Genomic DNA, 15148 nt, shown 5'->3' on the forward strand with positions numbered 1-15148 from the left:
TTGGCGCGCGCGGCCTAGTGGGTGGTATCCAGTGCGCGGCCGTGGCCTTCCTGTCCGATCTGGTCGTGCAGGTCGGGGTTGGCCTGCATGTTGCGCTTGCTCCAGCGCATGAAGACCACCATCAGCACGGCCACGACAGAGCCGAAGATCACGATGATCACGTTGATCGGCAGTTCCAGCCACAGCAGCAGCGTGTACATGGCCACCATGAGCAGGATGTTGAGCTGTTCGTTGAAGTTCTGCACGGCGATCGAATGGCCCGCCGACAGCAGCACGTGGCCTCGGTGCTGGAGCAGGGCGTTCATGGGCACCACGAAGAAACCGGCCAGGCCGCCCGTCAGCAACAGCAGCAGATAGACGCTCCAGGGCTGGTAGACCAGCGGCATCAGCAGCACGACCAGGCCCATCATGGCGCCGACCGGCAGCACGGCGAGCGCGCGGCGCAGCGGGATGCGGCCGGCCAGGATCGACCCGACCACCGTGCCCAGCGCGGCCACGCCCATCAGCATCGAGGCCTTGTCGAGCTGGTAGCCCAGGTGGCTGCGGCCCCATTCGATGACGATGAGCTGCAGCGTGGCGCCGGCGCCCCAGAACAGGGTGGTGACGGCCAGCGAGATCTGCCCCAGCTTGTCCTTCCACAGCACGCAGACGTAGCCCCAGAACGTGCGCACGAGGCGTACGGGGTTCTTCTGCTGCGGTGGATAACGCACGTGGGTGCGGGGAATCATCAGGTTGCACAGCGCCGCCAGCAGGTACACGAAGGCGATGACGAGGATGGCGGCCTCGGCCGGCGTGTGGACCAGCTTGCCGATGAAGGAGTGGCTGAGCAGGGCGGTGGAAACGGACGAGGAGATCAGCAGGCCGCCCAGCACGGTGCCCAGGATGATGGAGAAGACCGTCAGGCCCTCGATCCAGCTGTTGCCCTTGACCAGCATGGTGGGCGGCAGCATTTCCGTCACGATGCCGTACTTGGCGGGGGAATAGGCCGCCGCGCCGATGCCCACCACGCCGTAGGCGGCGCAGACCAGCCAGGTCTGGTACTGGGGGGCGACGCCGATGCTGGCGTACGAGAACATCAGCAGACAGCCGGCCACCTTCAGGGCATTGGTGGAGAACATCACGCGGCCCTTGGGGTAGGAGTCCGCGATGGCGCCGACGAACGCGGCCAGCACGACATAGGCCAGCGCGAACGACCATTTCATCATCGGGGCCAGCCAGTCAGGACCGTGCAGCTCCTGTATCAGCGCGATCGCTGCGATGAACAGCGCGTTGTCCGCCAATGACGAGAAGGCCTGCGCCGCCATGACCAGATAGAAACCACGTTTCAAGAATGTCCCCGATCTTTGGCCAGAGGCTGGCCGGTCCGCGTGAAAATTATGTGTCGTGCCAAAAAGTGTCAGGGAGTATAGCCGGACCCTTGCCCCGAGCCATTGCGCGTTTGCCCGCGGGTTGCCCGGCGCCAAGGTCAGGGTGCAGACCGCCTGCGGTATCATACGACCCATATGAGAGCCGGCCCTTCTTGGGCCGGTTTGCAATCTGTGCGGCAGGTCCGTTAACGCCTTTCGTTCAACCCACCCCGTCGTCATCGTACTGTGCGCCTTACTCAGCTCAAACTCGCCGGCTTCAAGTCCTTCGTCGACCCCACCGTCATCCCCGTGCCCAGCCAGCTGGTCGGCGTGGTGGGACCCAATGGCTGCGGCAAGTCGAACATCATCGACGCCGTGCGCTGGGTGCTGGGCGAAGCCAAGGCATCGGAACTGCGCGGCGAGTCCATGCAGGACGTCATCTTCAATGGCTCGGGCAACCGCAAGCCCGCCGCCCGGGCTTCGGTCGAAATGGTGTTCGACAACAGCGAGGGGCGCGCTGCCGGCCAATGGAGCACCTACGCCGAGATCGCGGTGCGCCGGGTGCTGACCCGGGACGGCACCAGCAGCTATTTCGTCAATAACCAGCAGGTCCGCCGCCGCGACATCCACGACATCTTCCTGGGCACGGGCCTGGGCGCCCGTGGCTACGCCATCATCGGGCAGGGCATGATCAACCGCCTGATCGAAGCCCGCCCCGAAGAACTGCGGGTCTTCCTGGAAGAAGCGGCCGGCGTGTCGCGCTACAAGGAACGCCGCCGCGAAACCGAAAACCGCCTGTCCGACACGCGCGAGAACCTGACACGCGTCGAAGACATCCTGCGTGAATTGAACAGCCAGCTCGAAAAGCTGGAAGCCCAGGCCGAAGTGGCCACCCGCTACCGCGAGCTCCAGGCCGACGGCGAAAAGAAGCAGCATTCGCTGTGGCTGCTGAAGGAAACCGGGGCCCGCGAGGAACGCGCCAGGAAGGCGCAGGAAATGGCGCAGGCCCAGAACGAACTGGAAGCCGCCATTGCCGGGCTGCGTGCGGGCGAGGCCGCGCTGGAATCCCGTCGCCAGGCCCACTACGCCGCCAGCGACGCCGTCCATACCGCGCAGGGCGCCCTGTACGAGGCCAATGCCCAGGTCAGCCGCCTGGAAGCCGAGATCCGCCACGTCGTCGATTCCCGCAACCGCCTGCAGGCCCGCCGTGATCAGCTTCAGCAGCAGATCGCCGAATGGACCAGCCAGCGCGAGCACTGCACCGAACAGATCGCCCAGGCCGAAGACGACCTGGCCGCGGCCGCCGCCCGCACCGAAGAGGCGCGCGCCACCGCGGAAGACGCCCAGGCGGGCCTGCCCTCGGTCGAGCAGCGCGTGCGCGAAGCCGCCGCCGGCCGCGACGAGATGCGCGCGGCCCTGGCCCGTGTCGAGCAGAACCTCGCGCTGGTCGCGCAGACCCAGCGCGACGCCGACCGCCAGATGCAGACCCTGGACCAGCGGCGCGAGCGCCTGCAACAGGAACTGCGCGAACTGCACAGCCCCGATCCCGAGCGCCTGGAACAACTGGCCGGCGACCGCGCCGCGGGCGAAGACCAGCTCGAAGCCGCCCAGGAAGAACTGGCCGTCCTGGAGGGCCGCGTGCCCGAGGCCGACGCCGAGCGCAGCCGCGCCCAGGCCGCCGCCCAGACCGAAGCCCAGAACCTCGCCCGCCTGGAAGCCCGCCTGTCCGCGCTGGTCAAGCTGCAGGACGACGTGCAGAAGCAGGGCGCGCTCGAACCCTGGCTGGCCAAGCACGAACTCGCCGGACTATCGCGCCTGTGGCAGAAGCTGCACGTCGAACCGGGCTGGGAAACCGCCCTGGAATCGGCGCTGCGCGAACGCATGGCTTCCATGGAAGTGCGCAATCTGGATTGGGCGCGCGCCTTTGCCGACGATGCGCCGCCCGCCCGGTTGGCGTTCTATCAACTGCCCGCCGCCGCGCCCACGCCGCCGGCGCCGGCAGGTTTCACGCCGCTGGCCAGCCTGCTGCGCATCACCGATCCCGATCTGCGCACGCTGCTGAACGAATGGCTGGCCGGCGTCTATACGGCCAATGACCTGACCCAGGCCCTGGCCCTGCGCGCCACCTTGCCCGCCGGCGCTGCCTGCGTGGTGAAGGCCGGTCATCTGATCGACGCGCACAGCGTGCGTTTCTACGCGCCCGACTCCGAGCAGGCCGGCCTCCTGGCGCGCCAGCAGGAAATCGAAAACCTGCAGCGCGAGATCAAGGCCCAGCAACTGATCGCCGACCAGGCCCGCGCCGCGGTTGCCCGCGCCGAAGCCGCCTGGCAGCAGGTGTCCCAGGCCATCTCGCCGGCGCGCACGCGCGTGGCCGAAGTCACGCGCCGTGTGCACGACATTCAGCTGGAACATTCGCGGCTGCAGCAGCAGGCCGAACAGTCCGGCGAACGCGCCTCGCGCCTGCGTCAGGACCTGGAAGAAATCAAGGCGCACGAAGAAGACCTGCGCGCCACGCGCGAAGAGGCCGAGGCCCGCTTCGAAGCGTTGGACGAAGAACTCGCCGAGCACCAGTCCAAGTTCGCCGATGCCGAGATGGACGGCGAGACGCTGGCGGCGCAAGCCGAGGCGGCCCGCACCCGTCTGCGCGAACTGGAGCGCGCTGCCCAGGAAGCCGAATTCGCCGAACGCGGCATCCAGGTCCGCATCACCGACCTGCAGCGCAACCAGCAACTGGCCGCAGACCAGAGCCAGCGCGGCGCGGTCGAGCTGGAACAGTTGATGGGCGACCTGGCGGAGCTTGACGCGTCCGCGTCGCAGGCCGGCTTGCAGGATGCCCTGGAAATGCGCGCCGAGCGCGAGGAAGCGCTGTCGCGCGCCCGCCAGGAACTCGAAAACCTGGCAGCCCTGCTGCGCGGCGCCGACGAGGACCGCCAGCAACAGGAGCAGACGCTGGAGCCGCGCCGCGCGCGCATCATGGAACTGCAACTGCAGGAGCAGGCGGCTCGCCTGGCTGAAGAACAGTTCACGGAACAGCTCAACGCGCGCGAAGTCGACCGCGAGGAGCTGGCCCAGTTCCTGGCCAACCAACCCGACGAATGGCGCCGCGCCAGCTGGCTGCAACAGGAAGTCGGCCGCATCTCGCGCCAGATCGAAGCGCTGGGCTCGGTCAATCTGGCCGCGCTGGACGAGCTGAACACCTCGCGCGAACGCAAGGGCTTCCTGGATTCCCAGCACCAGGACCTGATGACCGCCATCGAGACCCTCGAAGACGCCATCCGCAAGATCGACCGCGAGACGCGCGAACTGCTGCAAGAGACGTTCAACATCGTCAACGGCCACTTCGGCGATCTCTTCCCCAAGCTCTTCGGCGGGGGCGAGGCCAAGCTCAGCATGACCGGCGAAGAAATTCTCGACGCGGGCGTGCAGGTGATGGCGCAGCCGCCGGGCAAGCGCAACAGCACGATCCATCTGCTGTCGGGCGGCGAAAAGGCGCTGACCGCGACCGCGCTGGTGTTCGCATTGTTCAAGCTGAACCCCGCGCCGTTCTGCCTGCTTGACGAGGTGGACGCGCCGCTGGACGACGCCAACACCGAACGCTATGCGAATCTGGTCGCCAACATGAGCGAGCAGACGCAGTTCCTCTTCATCTCGCACAACAAGATCGCGATGCAAATGGCAAAGCAATTGATCGGTGTAACCATGCAAGAGCAAGGGGTTTCGCGTATCGTTGCGGTAGACATAGATTCGGCCGTCCAGATGATGGCCTCCGAAGCGGCATAAACCCAATATTGAGAAAGGCGCCGCCTTCCAGGCGCGGGATTTACACATGAGTGATTTGCAGATCGGGCTGATAGCCCTGGGCGTCTTGCTGATACTGCTGGTGTTGGGATTCAACTGGTGGCAGGACCGGCGCGTGCGCCGCAAGATGCAGAGCCACTTCCCCACCTCCGAACAGGATCCGTTGCTGGGCGCGGGGGCGGCGGGCGCCGCCTCGGCCAATGTGGCCCGGCGCGAGCCCGGCATGGGCGGTGAGCCCGCGCGCGCGCAGCCCGGCCAACCGGCCCCCGTCGATCCCGGCAGCGATGCCGACGACGCGGAAGAACCCGATCCCGCGTGCGAAGTGGTCATCGAGATCAACTTTGCCGACGCGGTGCGCGGCGCGGATCTGCTGCCTTACATGCAAAGCCTGCGCAACGTGGGCCGCAAGCCCATGCGCGTGTTCGCCGAAACCGACCAGCGCCGCCACCGCGCGCGCGTCCATCCCGGCGAATCCTATGCCTCCATGCAGCTGGCCGTGCTGCTGGCCAACCGCAGCGGTCCCTTGACCGCCATCGAATGGTCGCAAGCCTGGGCGCGTGCCCAGGACATGGCCGAGCGCTTCGACGCCACGATCGAAGGCCCCGACCAGCAGGCCGTGCTGGAGCAGGGCGCCCGACTGGACGACACCTGCGCCGCACTGGATACCCAGGTTGGCCTGACGCTGCTGTTGGGTTCGGCCCAACCGGCGGCCGAAGTCCTGGCCGTGGCGCGCGACGTCGGTTTCGTCGCCGACGGCAACCGCCTTGCGTGGCCCAACGAAAACGGCGTGGCCCGCTTCACGCTGGCCCGCGCAGACGGCGCGGCGTTCGACGCGGGCATGGGCGGCATCGAACGCCTGTACCTGCTGCTGGACGTGCCGTGCAGCCCGGCCGACACGCGAGCCTTTGGCCGCATGGTCGACGTGGGCCGCGACCTGGCGTCGCGCCTGCGCGCCGAGCTGGTCGACGATCAGGGCAAGCCCCTGGCCGATGGCTCTGAAGCCGTCATCGACGAGCGCCTGCAGGTTCTCTTCGGCCAACTCGAACAAGCGGGTCTGCCCGCCGGCAGCGAGCGCGCCCAGCGGGTGTTTGCCTGATGGCAAGCAGGTCCGGCGAGAATCCGGCGCAAGCCGCGGCGCGCCTGCGCGCCGAAATCGAACAGCACAACGTCCGCTACTACGTCTACGACGAGCCTTCCGTCTCGGACGCCGAGTACGACGGGCTGATGCGCGAATTGCAGGCCCTGGAGGCCGAGCATCCCGAACTGGTGACGCCGGAATCGCCCACGCAGCGCGTGGGCGCGGCGCCAGTTTCCGCGTTTGGCAGCGTGCGCCACGTGGTGCCGATGCTGTCGCTGAACAATGCGTTTTCCGAGGAAGAGGTGGCCGCCTTCGACCGCCGCGTCACCGAGACGCTGCGCGGCGCCGGCATGCTGGGACCGGCGCAGCAGCCGGACTACTTCTGTGAACTGAAGCTCGACGGCCTGGCGATCAGCCTGCGTTACGAGGACGGCCGCCTGGTGCAGGCCGCCACCCGAGGCGACGGCCAGACCGGCGAGGACGTCACGTCCAACATCCGCACGATCAAGGCAATTCCCCTGCAATTGAAGGGCGCGTCCCCGAAGGTGCTGGAGGTGCGCGGCGAGGTGCTGATGAACCGCGCCGACTTCGAAAAGCTGAACGCCGCGCAGGCCAAGCGCGACGAAAAGGTCTTCGTCAACCCGCGCAATGCGGCGGCAGGCAGCCTGCGCCAGCTCGATCCGCGCATCACGGCCAAGCGGCCGCTGCGTTTCTTTGCCTACGGCTGGGGCGAGGTCCAGGGCTTGCCCGGCTCGCAGAGCGGCTTGTTCGACGAAGCCTCCGCGGGCGCGGCGCAGGCGTCGCAACTGCCCGAGAAATCTCACGGCGCCATGCTGGAGTGGCTGTCCTCGCTGGGACTGCCGGTCAATGTGGTGCACAACCATCGCGCAACCGGCGCGCAAGGCCTGATGGACTTCTACGCCAAGGTGGGCGCCTTGCGCGCCACCCTGCCGTACGACATCGACGGCGTGGTCTACAAGGTTGATTCGCTGCCCGCGCAGAAGGTGCTGGGCTTCGTGGCGCGCGCGCCGCGCTTTGCGCTGGCGCACAAGTTCGCGGCCGAAGAAGCCACCACGACGCTGGTGGACATCGAGGTGCAGGTGGGCCGCACCGGCGCCATCACCCCGGTCGCGCGGCTCAAGCCCGTGTTCGTGGGCGGCGTCACCGTCACCAACGCCACGCTGCACAACGAAGACGAGATCCGCCGCAAGGACGTGCGCATTGGCGACACCGTCATCGTGCGGCGCGCGGGCGACGTGATTCCCGAAGTGCTGGGCCCGGTGCTGGAAAAGCGGCCCGACGACGCGCGGGAATTCGTCATGCCCACGCAATGCCCGGTCTGCGAATCGGCCATCGAGCGCCTGGAAGGCGAGACCATCGCGCGCTGCACCGGGGGCCTTTTCTGTGGCGCCCAGCGCAAGCAGACACTGTGGCATGCTGCCAGCCGCAAGGCGTTGGACATCGAAGGCCTGGGCGAAAAGCTGGTGGACCAATTGGTGGACAGCGGCCGCGTCAAGACACTGGCGGACCTGTACAGCTTGCGTCCGCTGGAACTCGTGGGCCTGGACCGCATGGGCCAGAAGTCCGCGGACAACCTGGTGGCCGCCATCGAGAAGGCGCGCTCGCCCAACCTGTCCCGGCTGCTCTTCGCGCTGGGCATCCGCCACGTGGGCGAAACCACGGCGCGGGACGTCGCGCGGCATTTCGGCAGCATCGACGCCATCATGGACGCGGACGAAGACGCGTTGTCGTCGGTGCCGGACGTGGGGCCCGTGGTGGCCGCGTCGATCCGGCATTTCTTTGCCGAGCAGCACAACCGCGACGTCATCGAGCAACTCAAGTCGCAGGGCGTGAACCCGGTGGCCGAAACCGCGCCGCAAGACACCACGCTGGCCGGCAAGACCTTCGTGCTGACCGGCACGCTGCCCAACTGGACGCGCGAAGAGGCCTCGATGCACATCCAGGCCGCGGGCGGCAAGGTCACCGGCTCGGTGTCCAAGAAGACGGCTTATCTGGTCGCGGGCGAAGATTCTGGAAGCAAGCTGACCAAGGCCCAGGAACTGGGCGTGCCGGTGCTGGATGAGGACGGACTGAAGGCGCTGCTGGGCGTTTCCTAGCCAGGACGCTGCCGCGCGCTAACGAAGAAGGGCTGTACGCCACCGGCGTGCAGCCCTTTTTGTTGCTTGCTGGGGGGGGGGCGGTGTCAGACACCCCGCACAGATGGTCTTCAGCTGGGGGCAGCGCCTCAAGGGGTGTCTGACACCTGAGCCGAGCGCAAAAAAAACTGCCCGCGATCGGCGGGCAGTTATTTGAGCAGCGCAGACCTTACTGGATCTTGGCCTTTTCGCGCAGTTGCTTCTGGTAGTCGGCCAGGGTTTGCTGGCGCAGCATTTCTTCCAGCTGCGGGCGGACCTGATCCATCGGCGGGAATTCGACCGGACGGGTGTCGTCAACCATGATGATGTGCCAGCCGAACTGGGTCTGGACCGGCTTGTCGACCAGTTGGCCCTTCTTGAGCTGCGTCACGGCTTGCGCGAACGGCTGCACGTAGTTGGTCGGGGGCGCCCAACCCAGATCGCCACCCTTTTCGGCGCTGCCCGGGTCCTTCGAGTTCTTCTTGGCCAGGTCGTCGAACTTGCCCTTGTTTTTCTGCAACTGGGCCAGCAGGTCGTTCGCCTTCTTCTCGTCTTCGACGAGGATGTGGCGGACCTTGTATTCCATCTTGCCGGCCTGTTCCTTCTTGATCTTCTCGTATTCGGCGGTGACCTGGGCGTCGGTGACGGGGTGCTTGGCCAGGTAGTCGGCCATCAGCGCGCGGACCAGGATGCCTTGGCGAGCCAGTTCGATTTCGGTCTGGACGTCGGCCTGCTTGGCGATGCCGCTGGATTCGGCGGCTTGCACGAAGATCTGGCGGTTGATCATTTCCTGCTTGACCTGTTCGCGCAGTTGGGGCGAATCGGTGGCGCCTTGGCCGACCAGGAGCTTGACGAATTGATCCAGGCTCTTTTGCGGGATGGCCTTGCCGTTGACGGTTGCCACGTTTTGCGCAAAAGCCGGCACGGCGATGACGCAGGCCGCAGCCAGCATGACGATGCGTTTCATGAATATCCTTTTACTTTCTATTTGGGAGCCTGGGCGTCAAGCGCAAGCGCATGAATCGGATAGGGGATCAAATCTTGCAAATGATGATACACCAGCCGGTGCCGCGCAACGGCGGAGAGCCCCGTAAAGCAAGGCGCTACGATGATGACGCGGTAATGGCCGGCGCCGTTTTTACTGCCTTCGTGGCCGGCATGCAAATGGGAGTCGTCCAGGATGTCCAGGCTGACGGGTTCCAGGACGGCGAGGCGCTCCCGGATCAGGGCGATACGGTCGGTAGTTTCTGGCATGGGAAGCTCAGGGCTTGCCGGGCGGCGTGGCGCCCGGGTTGGCCGGCGTGTTTTCCTCGGTCTGGATGTGCTTGCCCAGCCACAGGGACTGGCCAATCACGAAGACGATCATCAGTCCCATGAGGCCGAAGGCCTTGAAACTGACCCATTGGGATTCGGTGAAGTGACCCGAGAACGCGACATACAGATTGAGCGCGCCGGCAATCAGGAAGAAGGCGGCCCAGATCATGTTCAGCTTGTCCCACGCGGCGTCCGGCAGCTGGATCTGCTTTTCCATCAGGCGGCGGATCAGGTTGCGCTTGAACAACAGGCGGGCAAAGACCAGCGCGCCGCCGAACATCCAGTACAGCACCGTGGGCTTCCATTTGATGAAGACGTCGCTGTGCAGCCAGATGGTGGCGCCGCCGAACACCAGGATGACCGTCAGGTTGATCCAGTGCATGGCCTCGGTGGGACGCCCGGTGGCTTTGAGCCAGACGATCTGCGCCACCGCGGCCGCCATGGCGACGCCCGTGGCGGTGAAGATGTCCGTATACCTGTAGGCGATGAAGAACAGGAGCAGCGGAAAGAGGTCGAACAGGAACTTCTTCATCAGTCTTCTAGGGGCTCAAACGTCATCGACAGGGAATTGATGCAGTAGCGCAGGCCGGTGGGTTCGGGGCCGTCGGGAAAGACGTGGCCGAGGTGGGCGTCGCAGACGTTGCACAGCACTTCGGTGCGAACCATGCCGTGGCTGATGTCGCGCTCTTCGCGCACCAGTTCGGGGTCCAGCGCCTGAAAGTAGCTGGGCCAGCCGCAGCCGGCGTCGAATTTGGTGTCGGATGCGAACAGCGCGGTGCCACAGCCGACGCAGCGGTAGATGCCAGGGGTGAAAGTATCCCAGTAGCGCCCGGTGAATGCGCGTTCGGTACCCTTTTGGCGGGTGACCACGTATTCTTCGGGGGAAAGCTGGGCGCGCCATTCGGCGTCGGTTTTGCGTACTTTTTCCATATGAGCTCTTGGAGTCGCGATGCCCGAAATGGTTCGGGCATAATCCCGCCCCATGTTAATCGAGTTTGACCAGGCGGTAGTGTCGACGCCCCAGGCGGAAGTGTTGCGCGGGGTGAGTCTTACCCTGGCCGAACGCCGCGTCGGCATCGTCGGTCCCAACGGCGCCGGCAAGAGCACCCTGGCGCGGCTGATCAATGGCCTGGTGGCGCCCACGTCGGGCAGCGTGCGCGTGGACGGGCTGGATACGCGGCAAGAGCTGAAGGCCGTGCGCGCGCGCGTCGGCTTCGTCTTTCAGAACCCGGAAAACCAGATCGTCTTTCCCATCGTGCGCGAAGACCTGGCGTTCGGCCTGAAGCGCCTGGCGCCCGACCGCCACGAGCGCGAGGCCCGCATCGACAGCCAGTTGAACCGGCTGGGCGTGGGCCATCTGGCCGACCGCAGCAGCCACACGCTGTCCGGCGGCGAACGCCAACTGGTGGCGCTGGCCGCCGTATTGGTCATGGAGCCCGCGCTTATCGTCTTTGACGAACCCACCACGCAGCTCGACCTGCGCAACCGCAACCGGGTGCGCGCCGCCATCGACGGGCTGCCCCACGACGCCATCGTCGTGACCCATGACCTGGAACTGCTTGAGGATTTCGACCGCGTGCTGGTCGTGCGTGACGGCGTGATTGCGGCCGACGACACGCCAGCCGCCGCGCTGCGCTGGTACCGGGAGCACTGCGCATGATGGAACCGCTGTACGTCACCGGCGACACGCCGCTGCACCGGCTGCCGGCATGGGTGAAGCTGCTGGCGTTGATGGCGGCGGGCGCGGGCCTGTTCCTGCTGCGCGATCCGCTCTGGCTGGCGTTTGCCTTCGGCGTCTCGGTGGCGATGGTCTGGTCCACGGGCGTCGCGGCAGCAGCCGTGTGGCGCCAGGTGCGCGGGCTGCTCTGGGTACTGCTGGCCGTGGCGCTGTTCACCGGCTGGTTCCAGGGGCCGATCGAGGCCCTGGCCGTCGTGCTGCGTGTGGCGGCAATGGTCGGCCTGGCCCTTGCCGTGACCTTGTCCACCCGCACGTCCGACCTGATTGCCGTCTGCGAGCGGGCCTTGCGGCCGCTGGAACGCACGGGGCTGGTCGATGCCGAGAAGGTGGCGCTGGCCCTTGCGCTGGCGCTGCGCTTCGTGCCGGAGATCTGGCGCAATTTCCAGGAGATCCGCGAGGCGCAGGCCGCGCGCGGTCTGGGCGCAAACCCGATCGCGCTGATCGTGCCGCTGATCGTGTTGACCTTGAAGCGGGCCCAGGAAGTGTCCGAAGCGATCGACGCGCGCAGCTTCTGACCGCACGCGCCCAACATTCATACCCGAGGGGAACCCCATGAAATCGAACAATACGGTGCTGGTCGCGTTGTTTGCGGCGCTGATCGTCGTCCTGAGCCTGATGCCGCCCATTCCCATGCCCGGCATTCCCGTGCCCATCACCTTGCAGACGCTTGGCGCGATGCTGGCCGGCGCCATGCTCGGCCCCGTGCGTGGCGCGCTGGCGTGCCTGCTGTATCTGGCGCTGGCGGCGGTCGGCCTGCCCGTGCTGCCGGGCGGCCGCGGCGGGTTGGGCGCGTTCTTCGGACCGACGGGCGGGTTCCTGGTCGGCATGGTGGCCGGCGCATTCGTGACGGGCTGGCTGGCGCGCCGCCTGGCCGCGCGCGCATCGGGCACGTGGATGGGGCTGGCGGGCTACGTGGCCGCCTGCGTCGTCGGCGGCATTGCGGTGGTGTACGCGTTTGGGGTGCCATGGCTGGCGGCGGTGGCGAAGATGGACATGGCCAAGGCCGCCGGTGCGGTCGCGGTGTTCCTGCCCGGCGATCTGGTCAAGGCCGTGGTGGCTGCCTGGGTCGCGTCGCGCGTCGAGCGGGTGTGGCCGATGCTAGGCCGCTGAGCCCCCTTGAAAACCCCAGTCGCCCCAAGGGAATCCCCCAACATGACGCCTGCGACCCTTTCAAGTACAAGTTCGCCATTAACAAATGCGTTTGCCAAATCACGATTTCCGTAGCACATCAGGGAATTACCGTAGTTGCGCTACGTCATCTGATACTGTTTTAACCATATAATATTTTTTTCTGTATAACTTTAAACAGGCTCGCTTCGCCTCGTTCGAGGCACATAAGAGCCAACCACAGGAGACAAAAACATGCGCAAGCACTTCGGCTTGTCCGCGGCCGCCGCCGCTGTAGCCCTGACTCTGCCGCTTCTGGCGAGCGCACAGGTCAAGGTTGGCGTCACGGTTGCCAGCACCGGCCCCGCCGCCTCGCTGGGCATCCCCGAGCGCAACACCGTGGCCCTGCTGCCCAAGGAAGTCGCCGGCCAGAAGATCGAATGGATCGTGCTGGACGATGCCACCGACACCACGCAGGCCGTCAAGAACTCGCGCAAGCTGGCTTCCGACGACAAGGTCGACGTGCTGATCGGCACGTCCATCACCCCGGGCTCGCTCGCGATGGTCGATGTGGCCGCCGAAGCCAAGGTGCCGATGATCAGCGTGGCCGCCAGCGCCAAGATTGTCGAACCCGTGGACGACAAGCGCCGCTGGGTCTTCAAGACCCCGCAGAACGACGCGTTGATGGCCGGCGCCCTGGCTGACGCCATGGCCAAGTCCAAGGTCAAGACGCTGGGCTTCATCGGCTTTGCCGACGCCTACGGCGACGGCTGGCTGGACGTGATGCAGAAGGCCGCCAAGGCCAAGGGCATCGAGATCGTCGCCATCGAAAAATACGGCCGCACCGACACCAGCGTGACGGGCCAGGTGCTCAAGCTGGTCGGCGCCAAGCCCGACGCCATCCTGATCGCCGGCGCCGGCACCCCGTCGGCGCTGCCGCAAAAGGAATTGAAGGCCCGCAACTACGGCGGCACCATCTACCAGACCCACGGCGCCGCTAACAACGACGTGCTGCGCGTCTGCGGCAAGGACTGCGACGGCATGTACCTGCCGGCCGGCCCGCTGCTGGTCGCCGCGCAACTGCCTGACAGCAACCCGGTCAAGAAGTCGGCCCTGGCCTACGTGGAAACCTACGAAAAGGCCAACGGCGCCGGTTCGACCAACACGTTCGGCGGCCACATGTGGGATGCCGGCCAGCTGGTCGTCGCCGCGCTGCCCGTGGCGCTCAAGACGGGCGCCAAGCCCGGCACGCCCGAATTCCGTGCCGCGATGCGCGACGCGCTGGAAGGAGTGAAGGATCTTGCCGTGTCGCAAGGCGTGTTCAACATGTCGCCCACGGACCACGCCGGCTTTGACGAGCGCTCGCGCGTCATGGTCAAGGTGGAAAACGGCAAGTGGGTCTACCAGCCCGGCCTGTAATGCCCCAGGATCGCCCGAGCGCGGGCTGCCCATAGCGGGCGCCCGAGGCGCGGGGGCGGCACACCGCCCGCCGCGCCGCGCCCGGCAGGACTTCGCACCGGCCTTTCCGGCCGGTGTGTCGTATCAGTGTTCCGGGTGGGGCCGGAACACCAAGAAACCACAAGGTAGTTGTTAGATGGATTCATCAATTGCGCTGATCCTGCTGCAAGACGGTGTCGTCAACGGCGCCATCTATGCCCTCCTGGGCATGGCTCTGGTACTGGTTTTCGCCGTCACGCGCGTCATTTTCATTCCCCAGGGCGAGTTCGTGGCGTTTGGCGCCCTGACCCTGGCCATGCTGGTCGACGGCAAGGTGCCGGGCACTGCCTACCTGCTGCCGTTGCTGGGCCTGGTGTGCCTGGCGCTCGAGCTGATGCGCGCCGTGCGCACGCGTAGCGCCGCCGGCCTGCCCAAGACCATTGCGACCTGCGTCGTGCTGCCGCTGGCGCTGTTCTGGCTGACCCGTAGCTATACCGGTCCGGAGAACTCGCTGTGGCTGAACATGCTGCTGACGCTGTTGCTGGTGATTCCGATGGGCCCGATGGTCTACCGCATCGTCTACCAGCCGCTCGCCGAAGCCACCGTGCTGGTGCTGCTGATCGTTTCCGTCGCCGTGCACTTCGCGCTGATGGGCCTGGCGCTCGTGTTCTTTGGCGCCGAAGGCTGGCGCACGCCGGCATTCGTGAGCGGGCAGGTCGACCTGGGCTTCATGACGTGGTCCGCGCAGAGCCTGTTCGTGGTCGCCACGTGCGCGCTGCTCATCCTGGCCTTGTGGATCTTCTTCGGCAAGACGCTGTACGGCCGCGCGCTGCGCGCCACCGCCGTCAACCGCCGCGGCGCGCGCCTGGTCGGCATCAGCACCAACATGTCGGGTTCGCTGACGTTCACGCTGGCCGTGGGCATCGGCGCCATGTCCGGCATGCTGATCGCGCCCATCACCACGGTCTACTACGACACGGGCTTTTTGATCGGCCTGAAGGGCTTCGTCGGCGCCATCATTGGCGGTCTGGCCAGCTATCCCATCGCGGCGGCCGGCTCGCTGCTCGTCGGCGTGCTCGAGTCCTTCTCGTCGTTCTGGGCCAGCGCATACAAGGAAGTGATCGTCTTCACCCTGATCATCCCGGTTCTGGTCTGGCGTTCGTTCAGCACCCATCACGCGGACGAAGAGGAATAA

At 66.3% G+C, this 15148-nt stretch carries 13 protein-coding genes; 8 read left to right on the forward strand and 5 right to left on the reverse strand.

The features are described 5' to 3' along the window. Positions 1–14 precede the first annotated feature (14 nt). A complete protein-coding gene (gene lplT, locus LN047_RS06225; RefSeq protein ID WP_056321765.1) occupies positions 15–1328 on the reverse strand; it encodes a lysophospholipid transporter LplT in 1314 nt (437 codons plus the stop codon). Between the two features lie 264 nt (positions 1329–1592). On the opposite strand from lplT, the gene smc reads away from it, so the two are divergent. The 3 genes from smc to ligA are packed head-to-tail and all read left to right on the forward strand — an operon-like array spanning position 1593 to position 8339. After that, positions 1593–5126, forward strand: a complete 3534-nt coding sequence (gene smc / locus LN047_RS06230) for a chromosome segregation protein SMC (RefSeq protein WP_373981342.1) — start codon at positions 1593–1595, stop codon at positions 5124–5126. A 46-nt stretch (positions 5127–5172) separates the two neighbouring features. Beyond that, positions 5173–6240 (forward strand): cell division protein ZipA C-terminal FtsZ-binding domain-containing protein, encoded by a 1068-nt coding sequence (locus tag LN047_RS06235; RefSeq protein WP_373981343.1) that lies wholly within the window; start codon positions 5173–5175, stop codon positions 6238–6240. Next, positions 6240–8339 carry an NAD-dependent DNA ligase LigA gene (gene ligA, locus LN047_RS06240; protein WP_373981344.1) on the forward strand — a complete coding sequence of 700 codons (2100 nt, stop codon included), beginning with the start codon at positions 6240–6242 and terminating at the stop codon, positions 8337–8339. Before LN047_RS06235 ends, ligA begins: the two co-directional genes overlap by 1 nt. A gap of 208 nt (positions 8340–8547) precedes the next feature. Here the strand turns inward: ligA and LN047_RS06245 are convergent, their stop codons facing one another. From LN047_RS06245 to msrB, 4 genes are read right to left on the reverse strand one after another with little or no spacing between them, the layout of a single operon-like run. Next, the gene (locus LN047_RS06245; protein WP_056321777.1) at positions 8548–9324 is read right to left on the reverse strand and encodes a peptidylprolyl isomerase; all 777 of its coding nucleotides are present in this window, start codon (positions 9322–9324) and stop codon (positions 8548–8550) included. A gap of 17 nt (positions 9325–9341) precedes the next feature. Next, positions 9342–9611 carry a BolA family transcriptional regulator gene (locus tag LN047_RS06250; protein ID WP_056321779.1) on the reverse strand — a complete coding sequence of 90 codons (270 nt, stop codon included), beginning with the start codon at positions 9609–9611 and terminating at the stop codon, positions 9342–9344. A gap of 7 nt (positions 9612–9618) precedes the next feature. Beyond that, the gene (locus LN047_RS06255) at positions 9619–10203 is read right to left on the reverse strand and encodes a septation protein A (protein WP_056321782.1); all 585 of its coding nucleotides are present in this window, start codon (positions 10201–10203) and stop codon (positions 9619–9621) included. Then, complete coding sequence (msrB, locus tag LN047_RS06260; protein ID WP_056321785.1) at positions 10203–10601, reverse strand: peptide-methionine (R)-S-oxide reductase MsrB; 399 nt, start codon at positions 10599–10601, stop codon at positions 10203–10205. The genes LN047_RS06255 and msrB overlap by 1 nt, the downstream gene beginning before the upstream one ends. 52 nt (positions 10602–10653) lie before the next feature. Here msrB and LN047_RS06265 point away from each other — a divergent pair, with 52 nt between their 5' ends. From LN047_RS06265 to LN047_RS06285, 5 genes are all read left to right on the forward strand, one after another. Then, positions 10654–11331 carry an energy-coupling factor ABC transporter ATP-binding protein gene (locus LN047_RS06265; protein ID WP_373981345.1) on the forward strand — a complete coding sequence of 226 codons (678 nt, stop codon included), beginning with the start codon at positions 10654–10656 and terminating at the stop codon, positions 11329–11331. Next, the gene (locus LN047_RS06270) at positions 11328–11924 is read left to right on the forward strand and encodes an energy-coupling factor transporter transmembrane protein EcfT (RefSeq protein WP_373981346.1); all 597 of its coding nucleotides are present in this window, start codon (positions 11328–11330) and stop codon (positions 11922–11924) included. The genes LN047_RS06265 and LN047_RS06270 overlap by 4 nt, the downstream gene beginning before the upstream one ends. Before the next feature lie 37 nt (positions 11925–11961). Then, positions 11962–12519, forward strand: a complete 558-nt coding sequence (locus LN047_RS06275; RefSeq protein WP_062840531.1) for a biotin transporter BioY — start codon at positions 11962–11964, stop codon at positions 12517–12519. A gap of 252 nt (positions 12520–12771) precedes the next feature. Then, positions 12772–13935 (forward strand): ABC transporter substrate-binding protein, encoded by a 1164-nt coding sequence (locus tag LN047_RS06280; RefSeq protein ID WP_056321798.1) that lies wholly within the window; start codon positions 12772–12774, stop codon positions 13933–13935. A gap of 175 nt (positions 13936–14110) precedes the next feature. Then, on the forward strand, positions 14111–15148 hold the full coding sequence (locus tag LN047_RS06285) for a branched-chain amino acid ABC transporter permease (RefSeq protein WP_056321800.1): 1038 nt from the start codon (positions 14111–14113) through the stop codon (positions 15146–15148).

This window comes from Achromobacter sp. JD417 (genome assembly GCF_041879325.1).
GTDB lineage: Bacteria > Pseudomonadota > Gammaproteobacteria > Burkholderiales > Burkholderiaceae_B > Achromobacter > Achromobacter mucicolens.

Coding starts and splice junctions, on each gene's coding strand:
- LN047_RS06235 (WP_373981343.1), top strand. CDS start 5,173: ATGAGTGATTTGCAGATCGGGCTGATAGCCCTGGGCGTCTTGCTGATA.
- ligA (WP_373981344.1), top strand. CDS start 6,240: ATGGCAAGCAGGTCCGGCGAGAATCCGGCGCAAGCCGCGGCGCGCCTG.
- LN047_RS06245 (WP_056321777.1), bottom strand. CDS start 9,324: ATGAAACGCATCGTCATGCTGGCTGCGGCCTGCGTCATCGCCGTGCCG.
- LN047_RS06250 (WP_056321779.1), bottom strand. CDS start 9,611: ATGCCAGAAACTACCGACCGTATCGCCCTGATCCGGGAGCGCCTCGCC.
- LN047_RS06255 (WP_056321782.1), bottom strand. CDS start 10,203: ATGAAGAAGTTCCTGTTCGACCTCTTTCCGCTGCTCCTGTTCTTCATC.
- msrB (WP_056321785.1), bottom strand. CDS start 10,601: ATGGAAAAAGTACGCAAAACCGACGCCGAATGGCGCGCCCAGCTTTCC.
- LN047_RS06265 (WP_373981345.1), top strand. CDS start 10,654: ATGTTAATCGAGTTTGACCAGGCGGTAGTGTCGACGCCCCAGGCGGAA.
- LN047_RS06270 (WP_373981346.1), top strand. CDS start 11,328: ATGATGGAACCGCTGTACGTCACCGGCGACACGCCGCTGCACCGGCTG.
- LN047_RS06275 (WP_062840531.1), top strand. CDS start 11,962: ATGAAATCGAACAATACGGTGCTGGTCGCGTTGTTTGCGGCGCTGATC.
- LN047_RS06280 (WP_056321798.1), top strand. CDS start 12,772: ATGCGCAAGCACTTCGGCTTGTCCGCGGCCGCCGCCGCTGTAGCCCTG.
- LN047_RS06285 (WP_056321800.1), top strand. CDS start 14,111: ATGGATTCATCAATTGCGCTGATCCTGCTGCAAGACGGTGTCGTCAAC.